This window comes from Actinoplanes sp. CA-015351 (genome assembly GCF_050955685.1).
GTDB lineage: Bacteria > Actinomycetota > Actinomycetes > Mycobacteriales > Micromonosporaceae > Actinoplanes.
This window is the reverse complement of the sequence record NZ_CP192102.1, coordinates 6,073,275-6,089,907: the sequence shown is the minus strand read 5'-3', so window position 1 is coordinate 6,089,907 and position 16,633 is coordinate 6,073,275. Positions and strand designations below refer to the sequence as shown.

Sequence of the window (16,633 nt, the reverse complement as noted above, 5' to 3'; positions counted from 1 at the left end):
TCAGGCGTTGTCCAGCGAAGAAAAGGTCCGCCGGCGCGTCGGGCTCGTCGTGGCGCTCACCGCGGTGGTGAGCACCGTCAGCACCGGAGGCACGATCCTCATCCTCGGCGACCGGGTCACCTCACAGGCGGAGGCGATCGCCAACGCGCAGGCCGTGACGTCGGAGCCGGTCGTCGTGGCGGTGGAGGAGCGCGAACTCAACGAGACCTTCTCGTTCCGCGCCAATGTGGACGACGCCGCGCAGGCGTCGCTGCGGCTCACCCCCGGCATCGAGGGCGTCATCACCCGGGTCCGGCTCAAGGCCGGCGGGACGGTCCGTGCGGGTGGCGTCCCCCTCGAGGTCGAGGGCCGCCCGGTCATCGCGTTGCCCGGCCGGTTCCGTGCCTACCGCGACATCGTCGACGGCGACACCGGCCCGGACGTCGAACAGCTGCAGGACGCGTTGCGCGAGCTCGGATACCGCGTTCGTGACGCCGACGGTGTCTATGGCAAGGGAACCCAGACCGCACTCGGCAAGCTTTACCGCCACGTCGGCTGGGAGCCGCCGTACCAGGTGCAGGAGCAGCCGGCGGAGCCGGAGCAGAACCCCGCGCCGCTCGAGGCCTCCGCGACGCCTGCGGCGTCTGCCACACCCAAGAAGCCGTCTACCGTACGCACGATCGCGGCCCGTGCCGACGAACTGTTCATCCTGGCGAGCCTGCCGCGCCCGGTGGACCGGGTCGACGTGCGGATCGGGCAGACCGCGGCCGGCGCGGACACCGTGCTGTCCCGATACACCGCGGCCACCCGGTTGCGCGGGACGGTCGCCGCCAACCGGTCCGAGGCTCTCGAGGAGGGCACCCGGGTCACCGTCGACGTCGACGGGACCGAGGTGGGCGGCGAGATCACCACCGCGGACAGAGCGGAGGCCGGGAACGACGGCTCGCAGAGCAACGCGTCCGGCGACGAGGTGCCGGTCGCGGTGGTTCTGGACAAGAGACGCACGCTCGGCGCCGGCCGCTCTTACAAGGTGACCGTCGAAGGCCGGCACACCGACGGGGAAGTGCTGGTGGTGCCGGTGATGGCAGTCAACGAGCGCGTCGACGGGACGGCGTTCGTGACCGTGCGCAAGGCGGGCGATCCGGCTACCAACACCGACGTCGAGGTCATCGCCGGGGTGCAGTCCGACGGCTGGGTCGAGGTCGCTCCGGACGATCCGGCGGCGCTCCCGGCGGGCACTCCGGTGATCGTCGGCGGGGAGACGCCGTGACGGCGCCCGCGTTCGCCCTCGACGGCGTGAGCCGCACCTATCGCGGCGCCGGCCCGCCGGTGCATGCCCTCAAACCGGCCGACCTGCATCTGCCGCTCGGTTCGTACTGCGCGATCGTCGGCGCGTCCGGCTCGGGCAAGTCGACACTGCTGAACCTGCTGGGGCTGCTGGACCTGCCGGACACCGGGACGCTGAGCGTCTGCGGCACCGACAGCACGGCGCTGCGCCCGGCGGAGCGCAGCACGCTGCGGGCACGCGAGATCGGGTTCGTCTTCCAGTCGTTCCACCTGCTCGCCGGCCGTACCGTGATCGAGAACGTCGAGCTGGGACTGCTCTACTCCGGCTGCCCGCGCCGGCAGCGGCGTACCCGGGCGGCCGCGATGCTGGACCGGGTCGGTCTCGCCCACCGGCGTGACGCCGACGTCCGGACTCTCTCCGGCGGGGAGAAACAGCGGGTCGCCATCGCGCGGGCGGTGGTCACCGAGGCGCGAATCCTGCTCTGCGACGAACCCACCGGCAGCTTGGACAGCACGAACGGCGTCGCCGTGATGACGCTGCTGCGCGAGCTCAACGCGGCCGGGACCACTGTCGTGGTGGTCACCCACGACGCCGAGGTGGCGGCGCAGGCGAGCCGGTCGCTGACCGTCTCCGACGGCGTGCTGACCGACTCCTGGGCGGCCGTGCCGGCGGCGGACGGGACAGCGGCGGCCGTGCCGGCGGCGGACGGGACAGCGGATGACCCGGCGGCGGAACTGACCGCACCGGCCGGGAACGCGGTGCCGGCATGACGAGGTGGCGCATCTCGCCGGCCGACCTGGCGCGGGAGGCCGCGGCCTCGGTGCGGGCCCAGGGCGTACGCTCGTTGCTCGTCATCGCCGGTGTGATCGTCGCGGCAGCGACGCTGGTGACCACCTCCGGTCTTTCGGCCACATTGTCCAAGCAGGTCTCCGCGGAGTTCGACGGATACCAGGCCACCGAGATCGTGGTCGGGGAGGCACCCGGCTCCGACCCGCCGGCCTGGACCGAGACGTCCGATCTGGATCGGGTACGCGCATTGAGCGGCGTCGTGCACGCCGGGGTGATGGCCGCGCCTGCCACGGTCCTCGCCGAGCGGCCACCCCGCGACGGCCTGTTCGAGCTTCCGGTGCAGCCGGTCGACGCCGGCGCGCTCGCGGCGATCGGGCCGAGGCTGGTAGCCGGCAGCGTGTTCAATCCGTTCCATGTGCGCACCCGCGCCCCGGTGCTGATGCTCTCCGAGTCGGCGGCCCGCCGAGCCGGCGTCACCCGGCCGGGGACGATGCTGCGGGTCAGCGGCACCGAGATGACCGTGGTCGCCGTCTACGCCGACGTGAACCGCCAGGACCAGGTGATGATCGGTGCGCTGGCGCCGCTGGGCGCGCTGCCCGCCGAGAGCCAGGACGGCGCGCGGGTGCTGATCGAGACACAGCCCGGTGCCGCGGCGGCGGTGCACGACCGGGCGGCGCTGGCGCTGCTTCCCGAACGGTCCGAGGCGTTGTCGGCGAGCCGGCCGCTGGACGCGAGCGGGTTCCGGGTCGGTATCGAGAGCCGGGTCCGCACCCTCGTGCTGGCCGTGGTGGGCGTCGCGATGGTGATGGGAACGATCTCGATCGCCTCGTCAGCGGTGTCATCGGTCTATGCCCGGACCGCCGAACTCGGTCTACGCTCGGTGCTCGGCGCCCTGCGCAGGCACGTGTTCGCACAGATCATGGCCGAGACCCTGGTGCTCGGCCTGGCCGGGGCCGCGATCGGGGCGTTCCTCGGTTTCGCCGTGCTGGTGGCGACCTGCACCTGGCAGGGCTGGCGGCCGGTGCTCGACCCGGGCGTGCTCGGTCTCGCCCTGCTCAGCGGGGCCTTCGCCGGTCTGATAGCCGGAGTGCCACCGGCGTGGCGGGCCATGCGCCTGCAACCGGTGGATGCGCTTCGCCGTCAATGACTTCACCTCTTCGTCGTCCGTACCCTGAAAGGAATTTGATGTCTCACCGAGCCGAGCCGAAGCCCGCGCTGCTCCGCATCGCCGCCGTGGCCCTGACCGCAACGGCGCTGACCGCCGGGACGCTGGCCGGATGCGGCGGCGACGGCAATGCCGACGTCGGCGCGAAACCCGGCGCCGAGGGGGTGCGCGACGTGGTGAGCGTCTACGCCAAGGCTCTCGCCGACGGTGACGGCCAGCGCGCGTGCTCGCTGATGAGCAAGCCGGCGCAGGACGCCCTGCGCACCCGCACGAAGGGCGCCGACTGCCTGGACGCCGTGAAGAAGGTGTCGCCGGACGCCGCAGCTGCCGGCCTGGGCCAGGTGAAGTTCGAGGACCCGCAGGTCAGCGGGGACAATGCGACGGTGAAGGTGTCGCTCGCCGCGGACGCCAAGGACGGCGCGCTCAAGGCTCTCGGATCCGAGCAGCTGAAGCTGGTGCAGATCGACGCGCGCTGGCACATCGACGAGGACGCGGCGGCCTCGTGACGACGCTCCTGCTGCGCGCCCGCGACCTGCACGTCCGGTACGGGTCGACGAAGGCGCTCGACGGCGTCGACATCGACGTGCACGCGGGTGAGACGGTCGCGGTGATCGGCTCCAGCGGCTCCGGGAAATCGACGCTGCTGCACTGCCTGTCCGGTCTGGTCACGCCCGGTTCCGGCACGGTCTGGCTGGACGAGAAGGCGCTGAACACCATGCCCGATCGCGAGCGCAGCCGGCTGCGGCGCCAACGGTTCGGATTCGTCTTCCAGTTCGGTCACCTCGTCCCGGAGCTGACCGCTGTGGAGAACGTGGCGCTGAACCTGCGGCTGGAGGGCTCGTCGCGCCGGGCCGCGAACGCGGTCGCCGAACGCTGGCTGGCCGAGCTCGGTGTCGATGATCTGGCCGGCCGCCGGTCCGGTGAGATGTCCGGCGGCCAGCAGCAGCGGGTCGCCGTCGCCAAGGCGCTCGCCACCGAGCCGGACGTGATCTTCGCCGACGAGCCGACCGGCGCGCTCGATTCCGCCAACGGCGAACGGGTGATGGGCCTGCTCACCCGCCAGTCGCGGGAACGCGGCTGCGCGCTGGTCGTGGTCACCCACGACAACGAGGTGGCCGCGTACGCCGAGCGCGAGGTCGTGCTGCGTGACGGCCGGGTGGTCTCGCTCTCCATGGACAGCGGCGGCCGATGACCGGGGTGACTCTCAGCCTCGCCACTCAGCTCGCTACCGGCAGCCGGCGGTCGCGGCGGCGGTTGTCGCTGACCGCGGCCGGCATCGCTGTCGCGGCGGTGTTCCTGCTGGCCGGGGCATCCGCACTGCCGCTCAACGGCGCACGCAACGACCGGCTGGGCGACCGGCTGGCCACCCTGGAGCGGGGCGCGCCGCGGGCTGAGGGCACGCTGCTCGCCTGGACCTGGGACGACCTGTACCTGGGGCACCGGGTGGCGGTCACCGAGGTGGCGGTGCTCCGGGCCGGCGCCGAGGTGGCGCCGGGTCTGCCGCGGCTGCCCGCACCCGGTGAGATCGTCGTGTCGCCGGCGGTCGCGGACGCCCTCGCCGCTGACGAGTTGCTGGCGCAGCGTTACCCGCAGCGGGTGGCAGGCACGGTCGGTGACGCGGGGCTGCTCGGTCCGGGGGAATGGGTCGTCTGGCTCGGCGCGACACCGGACGCCTTTCCGGCTGATCACCCGGTGGCCTCCGGGTGGGGTGCGATACCCGATGACGTGCCGCCGGTGCCGGGGGCGTTGCGACTGGCCGTCCCCATCGGGATGGTCGCCCTGTTGCTGCCGGTTCTCGCGCTGGTGGTCAACGCGGTGCGCTGGGGTTCGCAGGAACGCGACCGGCGGCTGGCGGCGTTGCGGCTCTCCGGTCTGTCGATCGGGCAGGTCCGGCTGATCACCGCGCTGGAGACCGGGCTCGCGGCCGGGCTCGGCGCGCTGCTCAGCGGCGGCCTGTTCCTCGTGGTGCGCGCGTTCGCCGCGCCTGCGATACCTGTCGACGGCGGCGCCTTCGCCGCCGACCTCGACCCCGGCTTCGCCGCGGCCTCGGCGATCCTGGCCGGCCTGCCGGTGGTGGCCACGGTCATCGCGGTGCTCGCGTTGCGCGCCGTCGTTGTCAATCCCCTGGGTGTGGTACGCCGTCTGCCGGCGACCCGTCTGCGGTGGTGGCGGCTCGTTCCGCTGGCCGCCGGGTTGGTGGCGCTGGCCGGGGTCGGTCTGTGGTCGTCGGCTTTCCTGCTGATCGTCGCGGCTGCTCTGCTGATGCTCGGCCTCTATGTGGCGGCCCCGGCGCTGGGGCTGGGCGCGGCGGCTCTGCTGATCCGGTTCGAAGCCAACCCGATGCTGCTGCTCGCCGCCCGCCGGGCACAGGCGTCGGTGGGGTCGGCGGCGCGCGTCACGGGTGTGGTCACCCTGCTGGTCTTCGCGGCCGGCTGGTTCCTGTCGGTGCTACCGCTGACCAACCCGGGCAACGCGGTGTCGCTGGACGAGCTGCGGCACCGGGTCAAGCCGCACACCTTCGTGGTGTCGGTTCCGGCGGCCGGCGCCGGCCGCGCCGCCATGCCGCCGGCGGTGTCCGGGCTGGCCGAGCTGACTGTGGTGCAGCTGCGTTCGCCGGCGGTGCCGGACGGGATCAGTGCGGTGGCGGCCGACTGCGCGGCTCTCGCCGGGGTGCTCCGGGCGCCGTTGCCGGACTGTTCGCCCGCGGTGGCGTACGCCTTCGACTCCTCGCCCGGTGAGGAGAACCCGCTCGGTGCGGCCGGCTCGTTCACTGCCTATCTGGACGGTCCGGAGACCGCCGCCGGGGTGCAGATCATCGACGCCGGTCCGGTGCGCATCGACACGGTGAGGCCGGGCGCGCTCGACGGGTTCGACGAGCTGGCGGTCGGTGCCGGGCTGGTGCCGGTGGCCCAGGTGCCGGCGAGGGCCCTCGCTGAGGCGCCGGCCCGGATGCTGCTGGTCAGTACGTCCACCGACGACCCGCGGGAGCTGGAACGGGTGCGTACCGCGTTGCAGTCACTGCAGCAGGGCTCGCTGCGGGAGGCGCGTGACGTCGAGGAGCTGCAGGCCCAGGCCGAGGCGGTGGGCCGCGGTTATCGAGCCGTGGTGTGGGGCGCCCTGAACCTGGCGATCATGGTGTCGGCGATGTCGCTCGCGGTGGCGCTGCTGGACCGGCTGATCGAGGAGCGGCGCGGGATCGCGTCGCTGCGGGCTCAGGGGGTGACCGTGCCGTCGTTGCGGGTGGTGATGCTGGTGCAGACGCTGATGACGATGCTGCCCGGGGCGGTCGCCGGCCTGCTCTGCTCGGTGCCGCTCACGCTGGTGTTCTTCGCGGTCAGCGGGCATCCGGAACTGGGGTTGTCGGTCCCGGTGCTGGCGGGCACCGCCGCCGCGTGCGGGGTGGCGACGCTGCTGGTGGTGGCCCTGCTGCTGCCTGCTCTGGACGAGGCGATCGACACCCGGCAGCTGGTGGTCGACTGATCCCGCCGCACAGACCTTCCTCCCCCGCAGGAACGGGCCGGGACGCCACAGCGTCCCGGCCCGTTTCAGATCTCGTCAGTGTGTCAGCAACGCTCGTGACGGTCGTTCTGGTCCTTGACCGACGAGTTGATGGCCTGCCACGCGGTCGACCGGCCGTGGCTCGACACGTCGTCCGGCAGGACGCCGTGGTCGTCGATGACCTTGACGGTGCAGACCGTGTCGCGGTTCTTCAGCTGCGGCGAGTTGTCCTTCAGCGCGCCCTGTCCACCCGCACCGTTGGTGACGTTGGTGAAGGTGTAGCTGCTGTGCGACCCGGCGTTCCAGAAGTGCTTCTGGTAGGTCGTGTTCGTGGCGTCCCGGGCGAAGCAGATCTCGCCGGAGTTGCAGGCCAGGTTGCCGTCGCCGACGTCTGCCGACGCCGGGCCGGCCAGTGCGCCGAGCGCCATGACGGCACCGAATCCGGCGAAGAGAATCTTGCGCATGCGAAACCTCCCGTGGTGTGACCGACGGTCCGGCGCCCGGAGGCGCCGTGCCGGTAGTCGCTTTCCGCAACCGGGCCAGAGCTTGCCGTAATCGAAGCTCACGGAACAAGACTGTCCACTACCGACGGTCTAACCCTGGCGAGTAGGCCCCGAGTAGACACTCAGGCGGTCACCGGGGTGGGTTCGGCGCAGGACCCGACGGCGGTGTGCTGGGCGTGATCTCCGGCTCGTCGCTCTTGCCGTTGCTGACCTCGATGGTCACCGCACCGTTCTTGACGGTACGCCCGCTCGGGTCGGTGCCGGCCGCGGTTCCCTCCGGGCACTCCGAGTCGACCTCGCGACCGATGTCGACGCTGAAACCCGCCCGTTCCAGCCGGGTGCGGGCCCGGCTCAGCGTGTCGCACTCCACGTCGGGGATGTAACGCCGTTCGCCGTACGCGATCTTGCGGTTTTCCGGTCTTTTGAACTGGACCCTCGGTTTGCCGTCCATGTAGTCGCCGAGAGTCCGGTAGACGGCCGGGTTCACCTGGGCGTGCCGAAGCCGGTCCTTGTGGTTCTGGTAGTCCGGATTGACCAGGTATCCGGCGACCACGAGCGAGGTCGTCCCGGCGACCAGGGACGCCGTCTTGTCCTTGTCGGTCGTGCCGGTCTTGCCGAACACCGGGTGACCGACCACCCAGCGGGTGTCCGGTGCGGTGCTGCCGCCGCAGTTGCCGAGCAGCGCCGAGTCACCCACCGGGCACCGGGCCGCGTCGACAGCGGCACGGGCGACGTCCGGGCTGGTGGCCTGGGTGCACAGCGATCGGCCCACGTCGAGTTTGTCGCCGTCACGGGTGACGATCTGTTCGATCGGGGTCGGCGGGCAGTACTTGCCGTCGGCGGCGAGGGTCGCGTACGCGTTCGCCATGTCGAGCGGGGTGGTCGCCGAGACGCCCAGGGTGAACGCGCCCCACTGATGGGCGTAACCCGGCGACGCGAACTCGGCGTCCTTGGCCGCCCGGAATTGAATGCCGAACCGTTTGGCGACGCCGACCACGTTCTCCGCGCCGACACGTTCTTCCAGCGGTACGAAGTACGTGTTGATGGAGTTGCCGAAGCCCGTCCACATGTTGTAGATGCCTTCGCCGCCACCGCCGGAGTTGCTCGGACACCAGAAATGGGTCCCTCGGCAGGCCGAGGGATTGTTACGGTTGATGATGTATTTCGACTCGTACCGTTTCTCCGCCTTGATCGTGTACGCCAGAGGCAGTTTCTTCTCCAGTGCCGCGACCAGGGTGAAGATCTTCATGACCGAGCCGGCCTGATAACCGGTGATGTCGCCGCCGCCGCTGAGCAGCGGGTTCGTGGTGTTCGGGTACGAACCACGGATGCCCTTGCGCGCCTTCGCCGGATCGGAAGAGATCTTGTTCTGCGGGTTGTCCGGATCGTCCAGCTTGAACTTGCGGTTCGCGGCGAGCAGCCGGACCTTGCCGGTGCCGGGCTGGACCGCGGCGAGCAGCAGCGCGTTCTTGTTGCCCTCGGAGATCAGATCGGCGATCCGGTCACGAGCATTCTTCTGCGCCTTCACGTCCAGGGTCGTGGTGATCCGGTAACCGCCGCTCTTGAGCCGGCGCGCACGATCGTACGGAGTGGCTCCGAATTCTTCCCGGTCCATCCACCACCGGTAGAAATAGTCGCAGAAGAAGCCCCAGTTGTTCTTCGCCACCGAGACGCAGCCGTTGCTGACCGGGCGGACCTTGCGCGGGATCGGCTCCTTGATCGCTTTGTCGGCCTGGGCCTGGGTGATGAAACCCATCTCCACCATGCCGGGGATGACGTAGTTGTCGCGACGCTGCTTGATCTCCGCGTAACCGTCCGAGGTGGTCGGGTCGTACCCGGAGGGTGCCCGCACGATGCCGGCGAGCATGGCGGCCTCGCCGAGCGTCAGATCCTTGGGCGCCTTGTTGAAGTAGACCCGGCTGGCGGCGAAGATGCCGTAGGTCTGCTTCCCGAACGGCACGATGTTGAGGTAGCGCTCGAGGATCTGGTCCTTGGTGAGCTGTTTCTCCAGCTCCATCGCGTACCTGATCTCGGTGACCTTGCGTTTCGGGGTGTCCTTCGTGGCGTCGAGGACATCGTTCGGGCTGGTCGCCGAGTACGCCAGCGACATGCGTACCCACTGCATGGTGATCGTCGAAGCGCCCTGTTTCGCGCCACCCTGGTTGTTGTTGACCAGCGCCCGCGCCACACCTTTGAGGTCGACGCCGTTGTGTGTGAAGAACTCCCGGTCCTCGGCGGCGACCATGGCGTCGCGCACGAACTTCGACATGCCCTTGAGCGGGACGTCGCTGCGGAACTCGTCGTAGAACTGGGTGAGCTGGGTCTTGTTGTCGGCGGCGTAGACCCGGGAGATCTGCGGCGACTTGAATGCCTTGAGCTCGCTGGGAAGGCTCGCGAACGCTTCCTCTCCGGCCCGCAGCGTGAGGCCGGACATGGCGGCGAACGGGAACACGGCCGCTGCCACGACAAGCCCGGTGATCAGGCCGCAGATCAGGAAGACGAACGCGTTGACGAAGATGTTGTGATCTCGTCGGCGTATCCAGGAGCCCACCGCTGCACCACCCGTGTTCGGCGAAACGATCCGCGTCTATCACACCTCATCGTGTCAAGAGGCGGGGGTGGAGTCAGTCGTGAGTGTGTGGGCCGGACGGCTGAGATCAACTCTTCGAACGGGCAGTGGTCAAGATCCACACCTTAGTGGAGGATTTCCGGGTGCCGCTCGGGGGAAGCGGCAGCAGCAATTGGAGGATTTGTGCCCGAGTCGCGCCGCCAAGCCGATGACAAGGTTCTCGCTCTGGCGTTCTATCTGCTCGTCGATGTCTCGTACTCGATGGAGGGCGCTCCGCTGCGGGCGGTGAACCAGATCCTGCCCGAGGTCATCGACGCGATCGAGGAGAGCCCGACGCTGGGTGACGTGGTCCGGCTCGGCGCGCTCGACTTCGCTGACGACGCGCAGACCGTGCTGCAGCTCGGTGACCTGCGCAACGTCAAGAACATCCCGGTCTTCGCGGGTCGTGGCGGCACGTCGTACGCGGCGGCGTTCCGCAAGCTTCGTAAGGACATCGAGCGGGACATGACGGAGATGAAGGCGGACGGTTTCAAGGTCTACCGGCCTGCCGTCTTCTTCATCACCGACGGTGCGCCGACCGACCCGCCGAACGATCTGCAGGCGGCGTTCGCCGAACTCACCGACCCCGGTTTCAAGGCCCGGCCGAACATCATCCCGTTCGGTGTGACGCCCGCTCTGGAGAAGGCCGTTCTGGACCCCTGGGTCTACCCGAAGCCGTCGGACAACGGCAGGCCGATGCGCAGCTACGTATACAACGGCGCCGGTGACGCGGCGACAGCGATCAAACAGATCGCCGAGGTGCTGATCACCAGCATCGTGGCGTCCGCCAACTCGGTGAGTGACGCGGGCACCGCCGGCGGTTTCGTGCCCCCCGCGGACGACGACCTCGACGACTGGATCTGAGGGATACAACGAGGACGAGGGGGCCGCATGCTGGACGACGGCCGGATATCGCCGCCGGAGCCGGTGGAGGACGATACGGACTGGTCGACACCGCTGAACGGGGATCTCGGTGAGCCGATCGCCGGGCTTCACCCACCGGACCCGCCCGATGAGCAGCTCTGGCACCGGCACCGCGATGAACGGTGGGTGGTGGAGGATGCGGGGCGTCAGCCGCTGGTCCGCCCGATCGTCGCGGCGCGGGTGAGAACGCCGCCACCGGACATCGTGGTCGACGGGGCGGACGCCGGCTCGATCACCTTCCGGGCGGCCAGCGTCCGTGGACTCAGCCATCAGGAACGTGGCGAGCCACGCCAGGACGCGTACGCGATCCGTTTCACCCGTGATCAGCGATGGCTGGTCGGGTGCATCGCGGACGGTGTGTCCGACGGGCCGCGCTCGCACGAGGCGGCCGCCGAGATCGTGGACAAGCTGACCGGCACGCTGATCGACTTCCTGACCGGGTTCACGGTGGAAGACCCGCGGGCTGACTGGCAGACCCTCGCGGACGCGCTGCCGTGGGCGGAGGCGGTGGAGGCGGCGAACACCGCTGTGACGGAGCGCGCCCGCGAATATCTGCGCCGGGCCTACGCGCGGCCGGGCAGTGAGGAGAAGCTGCGCGAACTTGAGGAGTCGTTGCCGTTCGCGCACGTCCGGACGATCATGTCGGCCACCGCGCTGGTCTTCATGGTGGACACCGCACCGTCCGCCGACGGCACTCACCGCGCTCTGCTGGCGAACCTGGCCGGCGACTCCAGCGCCTTCCTGCTGCGCGAGGACGCATGGCTCCCGATGGTCGCGATCAAGAACGAGGGCAACGAGATCCTCTCCAGTTCGGTGCGGCCGATGCCCGACCTGGTGGAACCGCGCGTGGACACCTTCCATCTGGCGGTGGGGGAATCGTTCGTAGTGATGACCGACGGCCTCGGTGATCCGCTCGGCTCGGCGCGCGGCACGGTCGGAGCCTTCCTGCGGGAGAAGTGGCATACGCCGCCGGACGTCCTGGCGTTCGCTCAGCACCTGGCGTTCTACAAGAAGACCTTCACTGATGACCGGACCGCGGTGATGGTGTGGACGAACCCGCCCAGGCGGCGGCGGTGAGTGGCGGCCTCGAGTTCACCGTCGGCCAGCTCGGCCGGATCGAACCGCTGGCCCGGGGCGGCACCGCGACGGTCCACCTGGTGCCGGACCTGACGAGGGTGGGTGACCAGCCCGGTCCCTATGTCTACAAGAAGTACACCGACAAGACGAAGCAGTCGGCCGGCCCGGCGCTGGGACAGGGCCTTTCCAACTTCGTGCAGTTCCGGGATCGGCTGCCGGCCGATCAGCTCAAGGCCTGGGATGAGCGGATCATCTGGCCGGTCGCGCTGGTCAAGGACGGTGGCGGTGCGGCCGACGGCATCTTGATGCGGATCATCCCGGACCGGTTCTTCCACCACTTCACCAAACGCAACGGCGGGTCCAACCACAAGCCGCGGGAGATCGAGACGCTGTTCGGCGACACCGAGACCGCGATGCGCAAGGGCCTGCCCGACGTCTCGCTGGGCACCCGGCTGCAGCTGATCAGAGCGATCGCAGCGGCGTACGGGATGATGCACAAGGAAAACATCGTGCTGGGTGACGTCTCCGGCCGCAACATCATCTACGACCCGGATCCGCAACGACCCGCCATCATGGTGGTGGACGTGGACAGCGCCCGGATCCGCGGCAACCGTGCCACGTTCGGCAGCCAGCCGCACACGCCGAACTGGCAGCCACCCGAGGCGCTGGCCGCAAGCCACGCACTGGAATCGGCGAAACGCAGCGTTCCTCCGGCGGCCCGGGACGTGCAGGACCGGCTGCACAACGCCTGGTCCATTCAGAGCGCGAAAACCGATGTGTACAAGTTCGGGCTGATGGTGGTGCGCATTCTCGACTTCGGCCGGGGCTGCGCGGTGAACCGTGATCCGGCCAAGGCCCGCACGATTCTGCGTGCTCAGCTCGGCACCGAGGCGCAAGCGTTGCTCGACGCGAGCATGGCCGGCGATCCGCAGGACCGGCCCCTGATGCGCGACTGGTACCGGGTTCTGCAAGGCGCCCCTTCGACCACGCCGAAGCAACGGCCGAGGTCTGCGCCGGCGCCGGTAACGCCGCCGCGCCCGGTGCTCGTGAACGGCACCCGGCGCGGCAACTGGGAGTGGGTGGAAGGGCACGGCTGGAGCCGGATCACCGCACCCTGACAGGTCACTCCGTTTCGTGGGGGTCCTGGCGCGTGCCGTACACCGAGCGCTGCGGCGCGGCCATCGATTCACCGACCGGCGCCGTGCCGCGGATCGCCCGCGAGGCGTCCGGTCCGTTGACCGGCGGGGCCGGCTGGTGGCCGGTCGGCGCCCAGTACGTGCCGTCCTGGTCTGGCGTTCGATACGCCTGCAACTGGACGGTCCTGGTCTCGTTGTCACCGAGACGCTCCGCTGACGTCAGCTGGTCCTGCCAGCGCTGCACGTCGCGGTCCGCGGCGGCGTGCGCGTAGTCCTCCCAGGCGACGAGCACCCGCTGCATCACCTGGCTCTGTGCCTCGACGACCTTCTGGTTGCCGATCTTCGCGGCGTCTTTGATCAATTGCAGGCGATCCTGCTCGATCTCGCGTTCGACGTCCCAGCGCTCGGCCGCGGTCCGGGCGTGTCTGTCGTCGACCTCCTTGGCTTTGCGGTCGTACGGAGTCTCGGGGCCGAGGACCTGCAGCAGTTTCATCAGCACGGGCAGCAATTCCAGGCACAGGAAGAGCAGGAACAGCATGATGTGCGCGAGCTGCAGCGTGGGCCGGTCCGCGGAGAGCCTGTCCAGGGCTTCCAAACGGGCCAGCAAACCGTCGTCCTGCTCGCTCTGCGCCGCGTGCGCTCGTTTGGCCGCCTCGGACCGCTCGTTCAATTCGGTCAGCGCTGCCCGGTTGGCGTCGAGCCGGCTCCGGGCTGTCGCGATCGCGGTGTCCTGGGCGCTGCTCAGGTTGCTCGCCGCAGCGGCCCGGGCGTCCTTGAGCTGCTGGGCGGCGTCGTCGCGCTCGGCCTTCCGGTCGTCGCGGATCTGCACCTTCTCGTCGAAGGCGATACCCGGCCCGGCCAGGCCCGAGCCGCAGGTGCCCTCCTTCTCGCAGACCACGTTCTTCTCCGCGGCCAGGTAAGCCGTCTGTGCCTTGTCATAAAGCTCCCGTACGGCGGTGACCGCCGGATCGCTCTCCACGTTCACCGACACGCCCTTGGCGAGAACCGCCTCATCGGCGGCGATCTGCTCGGTCAGCTCGGGGATCTTCGCGTAGTCGGGGTTGGTCGCGATCTGCCGGTTGTATGCCTCGGTCTGCTCGGCCTGCATCACGAACAGCTCGGTCTCGATCTCCGGCGCGAAGATCTGGAGCACCACCGGGGTGGAGATCACCGTGCCGAGGACGAGAGCGAGCAAGACCCGCGGGAGTGCCGCCGCGACCGAGAGGATCTTTCGCTCCTGGCGCATCATCTGCACGACCAGCAGCCGGTCCAGGTTGAGGATGATGACTCCCCAGGCCAGGCCGATCAGCAGTTCGACGACGATCGGCAGCCCCATGGTCATGTGGACGGCCATCACCGCCGAGGCGGCGGCGACCACCGCTGTCGACACGATGACTCCGCCCATCGCGGCGTACCGAATCCGATCGCCGGGCGCCGCCTCGAAGACCTCGGGCCGCCCTCCTGCGATCTGCGCCAACCGGTGCGTCACGCCCACGGTAACCTCCACCAATTCTTACGAGGGGAACGGGACTTCTCCGGACGCTGGAGGAACCAGCCGCCCAGGTCGTGCGGGAAGATCTGCGGCATCTCCGAGCGCCGTGCGCCGAGCAGATCACGCAGGGAACGACGCCGCGGACGGATCGTGCCGGTCATCGGGTCGGAGACCGACGACGCGGACAGGGCGCTGCGGACCGTGTCGTCGTCCATTGCCCAGATTCCGTTGATCAGATCGCCGACCTGGTGCAGGGTTCGGTTGGACGTCAGCGGCGGTGCGATCGGGATCGGCATCTCTCGCAGGCGTGGGAGCTCGAACACGTTGACCCACGGCGAGTCGTGCCGGCGCTCGCCGACCTTGTTGCGGAGCAGCACGGTGATCCGGCCGGACCTGGTGACGGTTATCGGAAGGGAACCGCCGTCGGCATGGCTCGCGGGCACAGGAGTCAGGTTTCCGTCCGGGCCGATCACGGAGATCTCGTCCGCGTAACTGGTGAGCCAGCGGACCGTCACGTCGGCGCCGACTGGCGCGAATCTCGGCTCCACAGTGACCGACGTGACGATCGGTGGTCCCTGCAGCAGTACGGCTCGCCGGCTCAGGTATTCCCGCCAGCGGGAGGCCGCCGGTGTCACGGACAGCGCGTTCGACCTGGCGCGCGCGAGCAGGTCCAGCCCTTCGGGGTCGAGAGCGGGGATGGCCGGGACCCGATCGACCAGGCCGGTCCGATCGATCAGGCCGGTCCGATCGATCAGGCCGGTCCGATCGATCAGGCAGAGTTCGACGAACCGGCCGAACCAGCTCAGGTCGACGGTCGTCTCATGACCGTCGGCAGTCGCGCACAGCCGGACGTCGGCGCAGTCCACCAACTGGATCTCGGCTTCGTGGCGCAGAACACGGAAGACTCCCGACTCGAGCGCGCGTGTGCCGAGAACGATGCTGTGGGCATGGGCCAGATCGAGGATGCCGGCGAGATCGGCCAGCAGGCGCATCCGGGCGACGCCGTCGAGCGCGACCGGCACGGTGCCGGGCTCGACCGGGACGGGGGCAGTGCCGTCCAGCCTGAGCAGGGCGATCGACCGGGGAACGATGCGGCCGTCGTCGCCGTCGTCGCCGAATGCGGCCGGAACGCCCGGCGCCAGTAAACCGGTGACGGTTCGCGGATCATCGGCGACTGAAGACCCGCCGGCTAAGGAGCCGCCGATTGAGGAGCCGGCGATTGAGGAGCTGACGACCACCCGAACTGGCCAGCACACCCGGTCGATGAGGCCGCTCGCCGACGGCTCCCGCCGGATCGCGGTCAGGTCGACCAGCTCGTCGATCGGACGCGTCCCGGCATCCCGATCGGCATCGAGGAACCGGCGATAAAGGAGAGGCCCGGCTACATCCGGGAACGGGTGCGCGGTCACCTCCACGACCTCGGCGTCCGTGGTGTGCTCCAGGACGTCGCCGGTGACGAGATCCTCCTCCGCCACCACCCAGCGGGCCTGACGCAGACGAAGAACGCCGGTCAGCACCGAACTCCGGATCATCGCGACGACGTCGTGCGCGACAGTGGTGACGTCGGCCTCGTTCGTGACGGCGGAGTAACCGACGGCGTCGTACGTCTGAGTCAGATGTTCGAGCGGTGTGCCGTCCTCGGCCGACAGACCGACGAAGAGGACTGCCGGCTGCCAGCCCCGGATCTGCTCGATCCGCGGATTGCGGGTCATCAGGTCGCTGAGGATGGCGTCCCACTCGTCCGGCGCTTCGGTGAAGGTCCCTGAGGTGAGCACGACGATGAAGGGCGGCCGTACCTCGGGAAAGTCGGCGTCCAGCTGGGAGATGTCGATAGCCATGCGCTGACGCATGGCTTCGGTCGCGGCGCGCAGAGTCGGTTCCGCCGTGGTGGTACGCATGGCCGGCAAATCGTCGGTGAAATCCACCTGCTGCAACGGGAGCACCGAGCCGAACCCGTCGGTGGTGCCGTAGTGCTCGACGCCCCAGCGAACCACGGATCTCAGCAGCTCGTCGCCGGCGATGCCGGCGGCCAGGTGGCCCACCAGTGACTCGCCGAGGACCCGCCGGTCGTTGCCCATTCGCGCGGATACATCGCAGAGAAAATAGACCGGTTGGGGTTCTTCCTCGGTGCCTTCGAACACGTTCTGTTTCCCTGCCTGGATCGCCACTGTGGA

General features: G+C 69.5%; 13 protein-coding genes. 9 read left to right on the top strand and 4 right to left on the bottom strand.

What is annotated here, in order from left to right; genetic code table 11:
- Positions 1-7 precede the first annotated feature (7 nt).
- The 6 genes from ACQP2E_RS27845 to ACQP2E_RS27820 are packed head-to-tail and all read left to right on the top strand — an operon-like array spanning position 8 to position 6,701.
- Positions 8-1,249, top strand: a complete 1,242-nt coding sequence (locus tag ACQP2E_RS27845) for a peptidoglycan-binding domain-containing protein (protein ID WP_433825909.1) — start codon at positions 8-10, stop codon at positions 1,247-1,249.
- Positions 1,246-2,037, top strand: a complete 792-nt coding sequence (locus tag ACQP2E_RS27840) for an ABC transporter ATP-binding protein (RefSeq protein ID WP_433825908.1) — start codon at positions 1,246-1,248, stop codon at positions 2,035-2,037. Before ACQP2E_RS27845 ends, ACQP2E_RS27840 begins: the two co-directional genes overlap by 4 nt.
- Positions 2,034-3,203: an ABC transporter permease gene (locus ACQP2E_RS27835; protein ID WP_433825907.1), complete on the top strand. Its 1,170-nt coding sequence runs from the start codon at positions 2,034-2,036 to the stop codon at positions 3,201-3,203. The genes ACQP2E_RS27840 and ACQP2E_RS27835 overlap by 4 nt, the downstream gene beginning before the upstream one ends.
- A 38-nt stretch (positions 3,204-3,241) precedes the next feature.
- Entirely contained in the window at positions 3,242-3,727 is a 486-nt protein-coding gene (locus ACQP2E_RS27830; RefSeq protein ID WP_433825906.1) for a hypothetical protein, read from the top strand.
- On the top strand, positions 3,724-4,413 hold the full coding sequence (locus ACQP2E_RS27825; protein WP_433825905.1) for an ABC transporter ATP-binding protein: 690 nt from the start codon (positions 3,724-3,726) through the stop codon (positions 4,411-4,413). The genes ACQP2E_RS27830 and ACQP2E_RS27825 overlap by 4 nt, the downstream gene beginning before the upstream one ends.
- Complete coding sequence (locus ACQP2E_RS27820; RefSeq protein ID WP_433825904.1) at positions 4,410-6,701, top strand: FtsX-like permease family protein; 2,292 nt, start codon at positions 4,410-4,412, stop codon at positions 6,699-6,701. Before ACQP2E_RS27825 ends, ACQP2E_RS27820 begins: the two co-directional genes overlap by 4 nt.
- Positions 6,702-6,784: 83 nt before the next feature.
- On the opposite strand, the gene ACQP2E_RS27815 is transcribed toward ACQP2E_RS27820, so the two are convergent.
- The gene (locus tag ACQP2E_RS27815) at positions 6,785-7,183 is read right to left on the bottom strand and encodes a hypothetical protein (protein WP_433825903.1); all 399 of its coding nucleotides are present in this window, start codon (positions 7,181-7,183) and stop codon (positions 6,785-6,787) included.
- Between the two features lie 169 nt (positions 7,184-7,352).
- Complete coding sequence (locus ACQP2E_RS27810) at positions 7,353-9,773, bottom strand: transglycosylase domain-containing protein (RefSeq protein WP_433825902.1); 2,421 nt, start codon at positions 9,771-9,773, stop codon at positions 7,353-7,355.
- 201 nt (positions 9,774-9,974) lie between these two features.
- On the opposite strand from ACQP2E_RS27810, the gene ACQP2E_RS27805 reads away from it, so the two are divergent.
- From ACQP2E_RS27805 to ACQP2E_RS27795, 3 genes are read left to right on the top strand one after another with little or no spacing between them, the layout of a single operon-like run.
- The gene (locus ACQP2E_RS27805) at positions 9,975-10,694 is read left to right on the top strand and encodes a vWA domain-containing protein (RefSeq protein ID WP_433825901.1); all 720 of its coding nucleotides are present in this window, start codon (positions 9,975-9,977) and stop codon (positions 10,692-10,694) included.
- A 27-nt stretch (positions 10,695-10,721) separates the two neighbouring features.
- Positions 10,722-11,831: a protein phosphatase 2C domain-containing protein gene (locus ACQP2E_RS27800; protein ID WP_433825900.1), complete on the top strand. Its 1,110-nt coding sequence runs from the start codon at positions 10,722-10,724 to the stop codon at positions 11,829-11,831.
- Positions 11,801-12,949 carry a hypothetical protein gene (locus tag ACQP2E_RS27795; protein ID WP_433825899.1) on the top strand — a complete coding sequence of 383 codons (1,149 nt, stop codon included), beginning with the start codon at positions 11,801-11,803 and terminating at the stop codon, positions 12,947-12,949. Before ACQP2E_RS27800 ends, ACQP2E_RS27795 begins: the two co-directional genes overlap by 31 nt.
- Positions 12,950-12,953: 4 nt before the next feature.
- Here ACQP2E_RS27795 and ACQP2E_RS27790 read toward each other — a convergent pair whose 3' ends face one another.
- Both ACQP2E_RS27790 and ACQP2E_RS27785 read right to left on the bottom strand, forming a co-directional pair.
- Positions 12,954-14,456, bottom strand: coding sequence for a DUF4407 domain-containing protein (locus tag ACQP2E_RS27790; protein WP_433825898.1), 1,503 nt, complete (start codon positions 14,454-14,456; stop codon positions 12,954-12,956).
- Entirely contained in the window at positions 14,453-16,600 is a 2,148-nt protein-coding gene (locus tag ACQP2E_RS27785; protein WP_433825897.1) for a hypothetical protein, read from the bottom strand. The genes ACQP2E_RS27790 and ACQP2E_RS27785 overlap by 4 nt, the downstream gene beginning before the upstream one ends.
- Positions 16,601-16,633 lie beyond the last annotated feature (33 nt).

Excerpts from the sequence above, each read along its gene's own strand:
- ACQP2E_RS27815 (WP_433825903.1), bottom strand. The coding sequence starts at position 7,183 with ATGCGCAAGATTCTCTTCGCCGGATTCGGTGCCGTCATGGCGCTCGGC.
- ACQP2E_RS27820 (WP_433825904.1), top strand. The coding sequence starts at position 4,410 with ATGACCGGGGTGACTCTCAGCCTCGCCACTCAGCTCGCTACCGGCAGC.
- ACQP2E_RS27835 (WP_433825907.1), top strand. The coding sequence starts at position 2,034 with ATGACGAGGTGGCGCATCTCGCCGGCCGACCTGGCGCGGGAGGCCGCG.
- ACQP2E_RS27800 (WP_433825900.1), top strand. The coding sequence starts at position 10,722 with ATGCTGGACGACGGCCGGATATCGCCGCCGGAGCCGGTGGAGGACGAT.
- ACQP2E_RS27830 (WP_433825906.1), top strand. The coding sequence starts at position 3,242 with ATGTCTCACCGAGCCGAGCCGAAGCCCGCGCTGCTCCGCATCGCCGCC.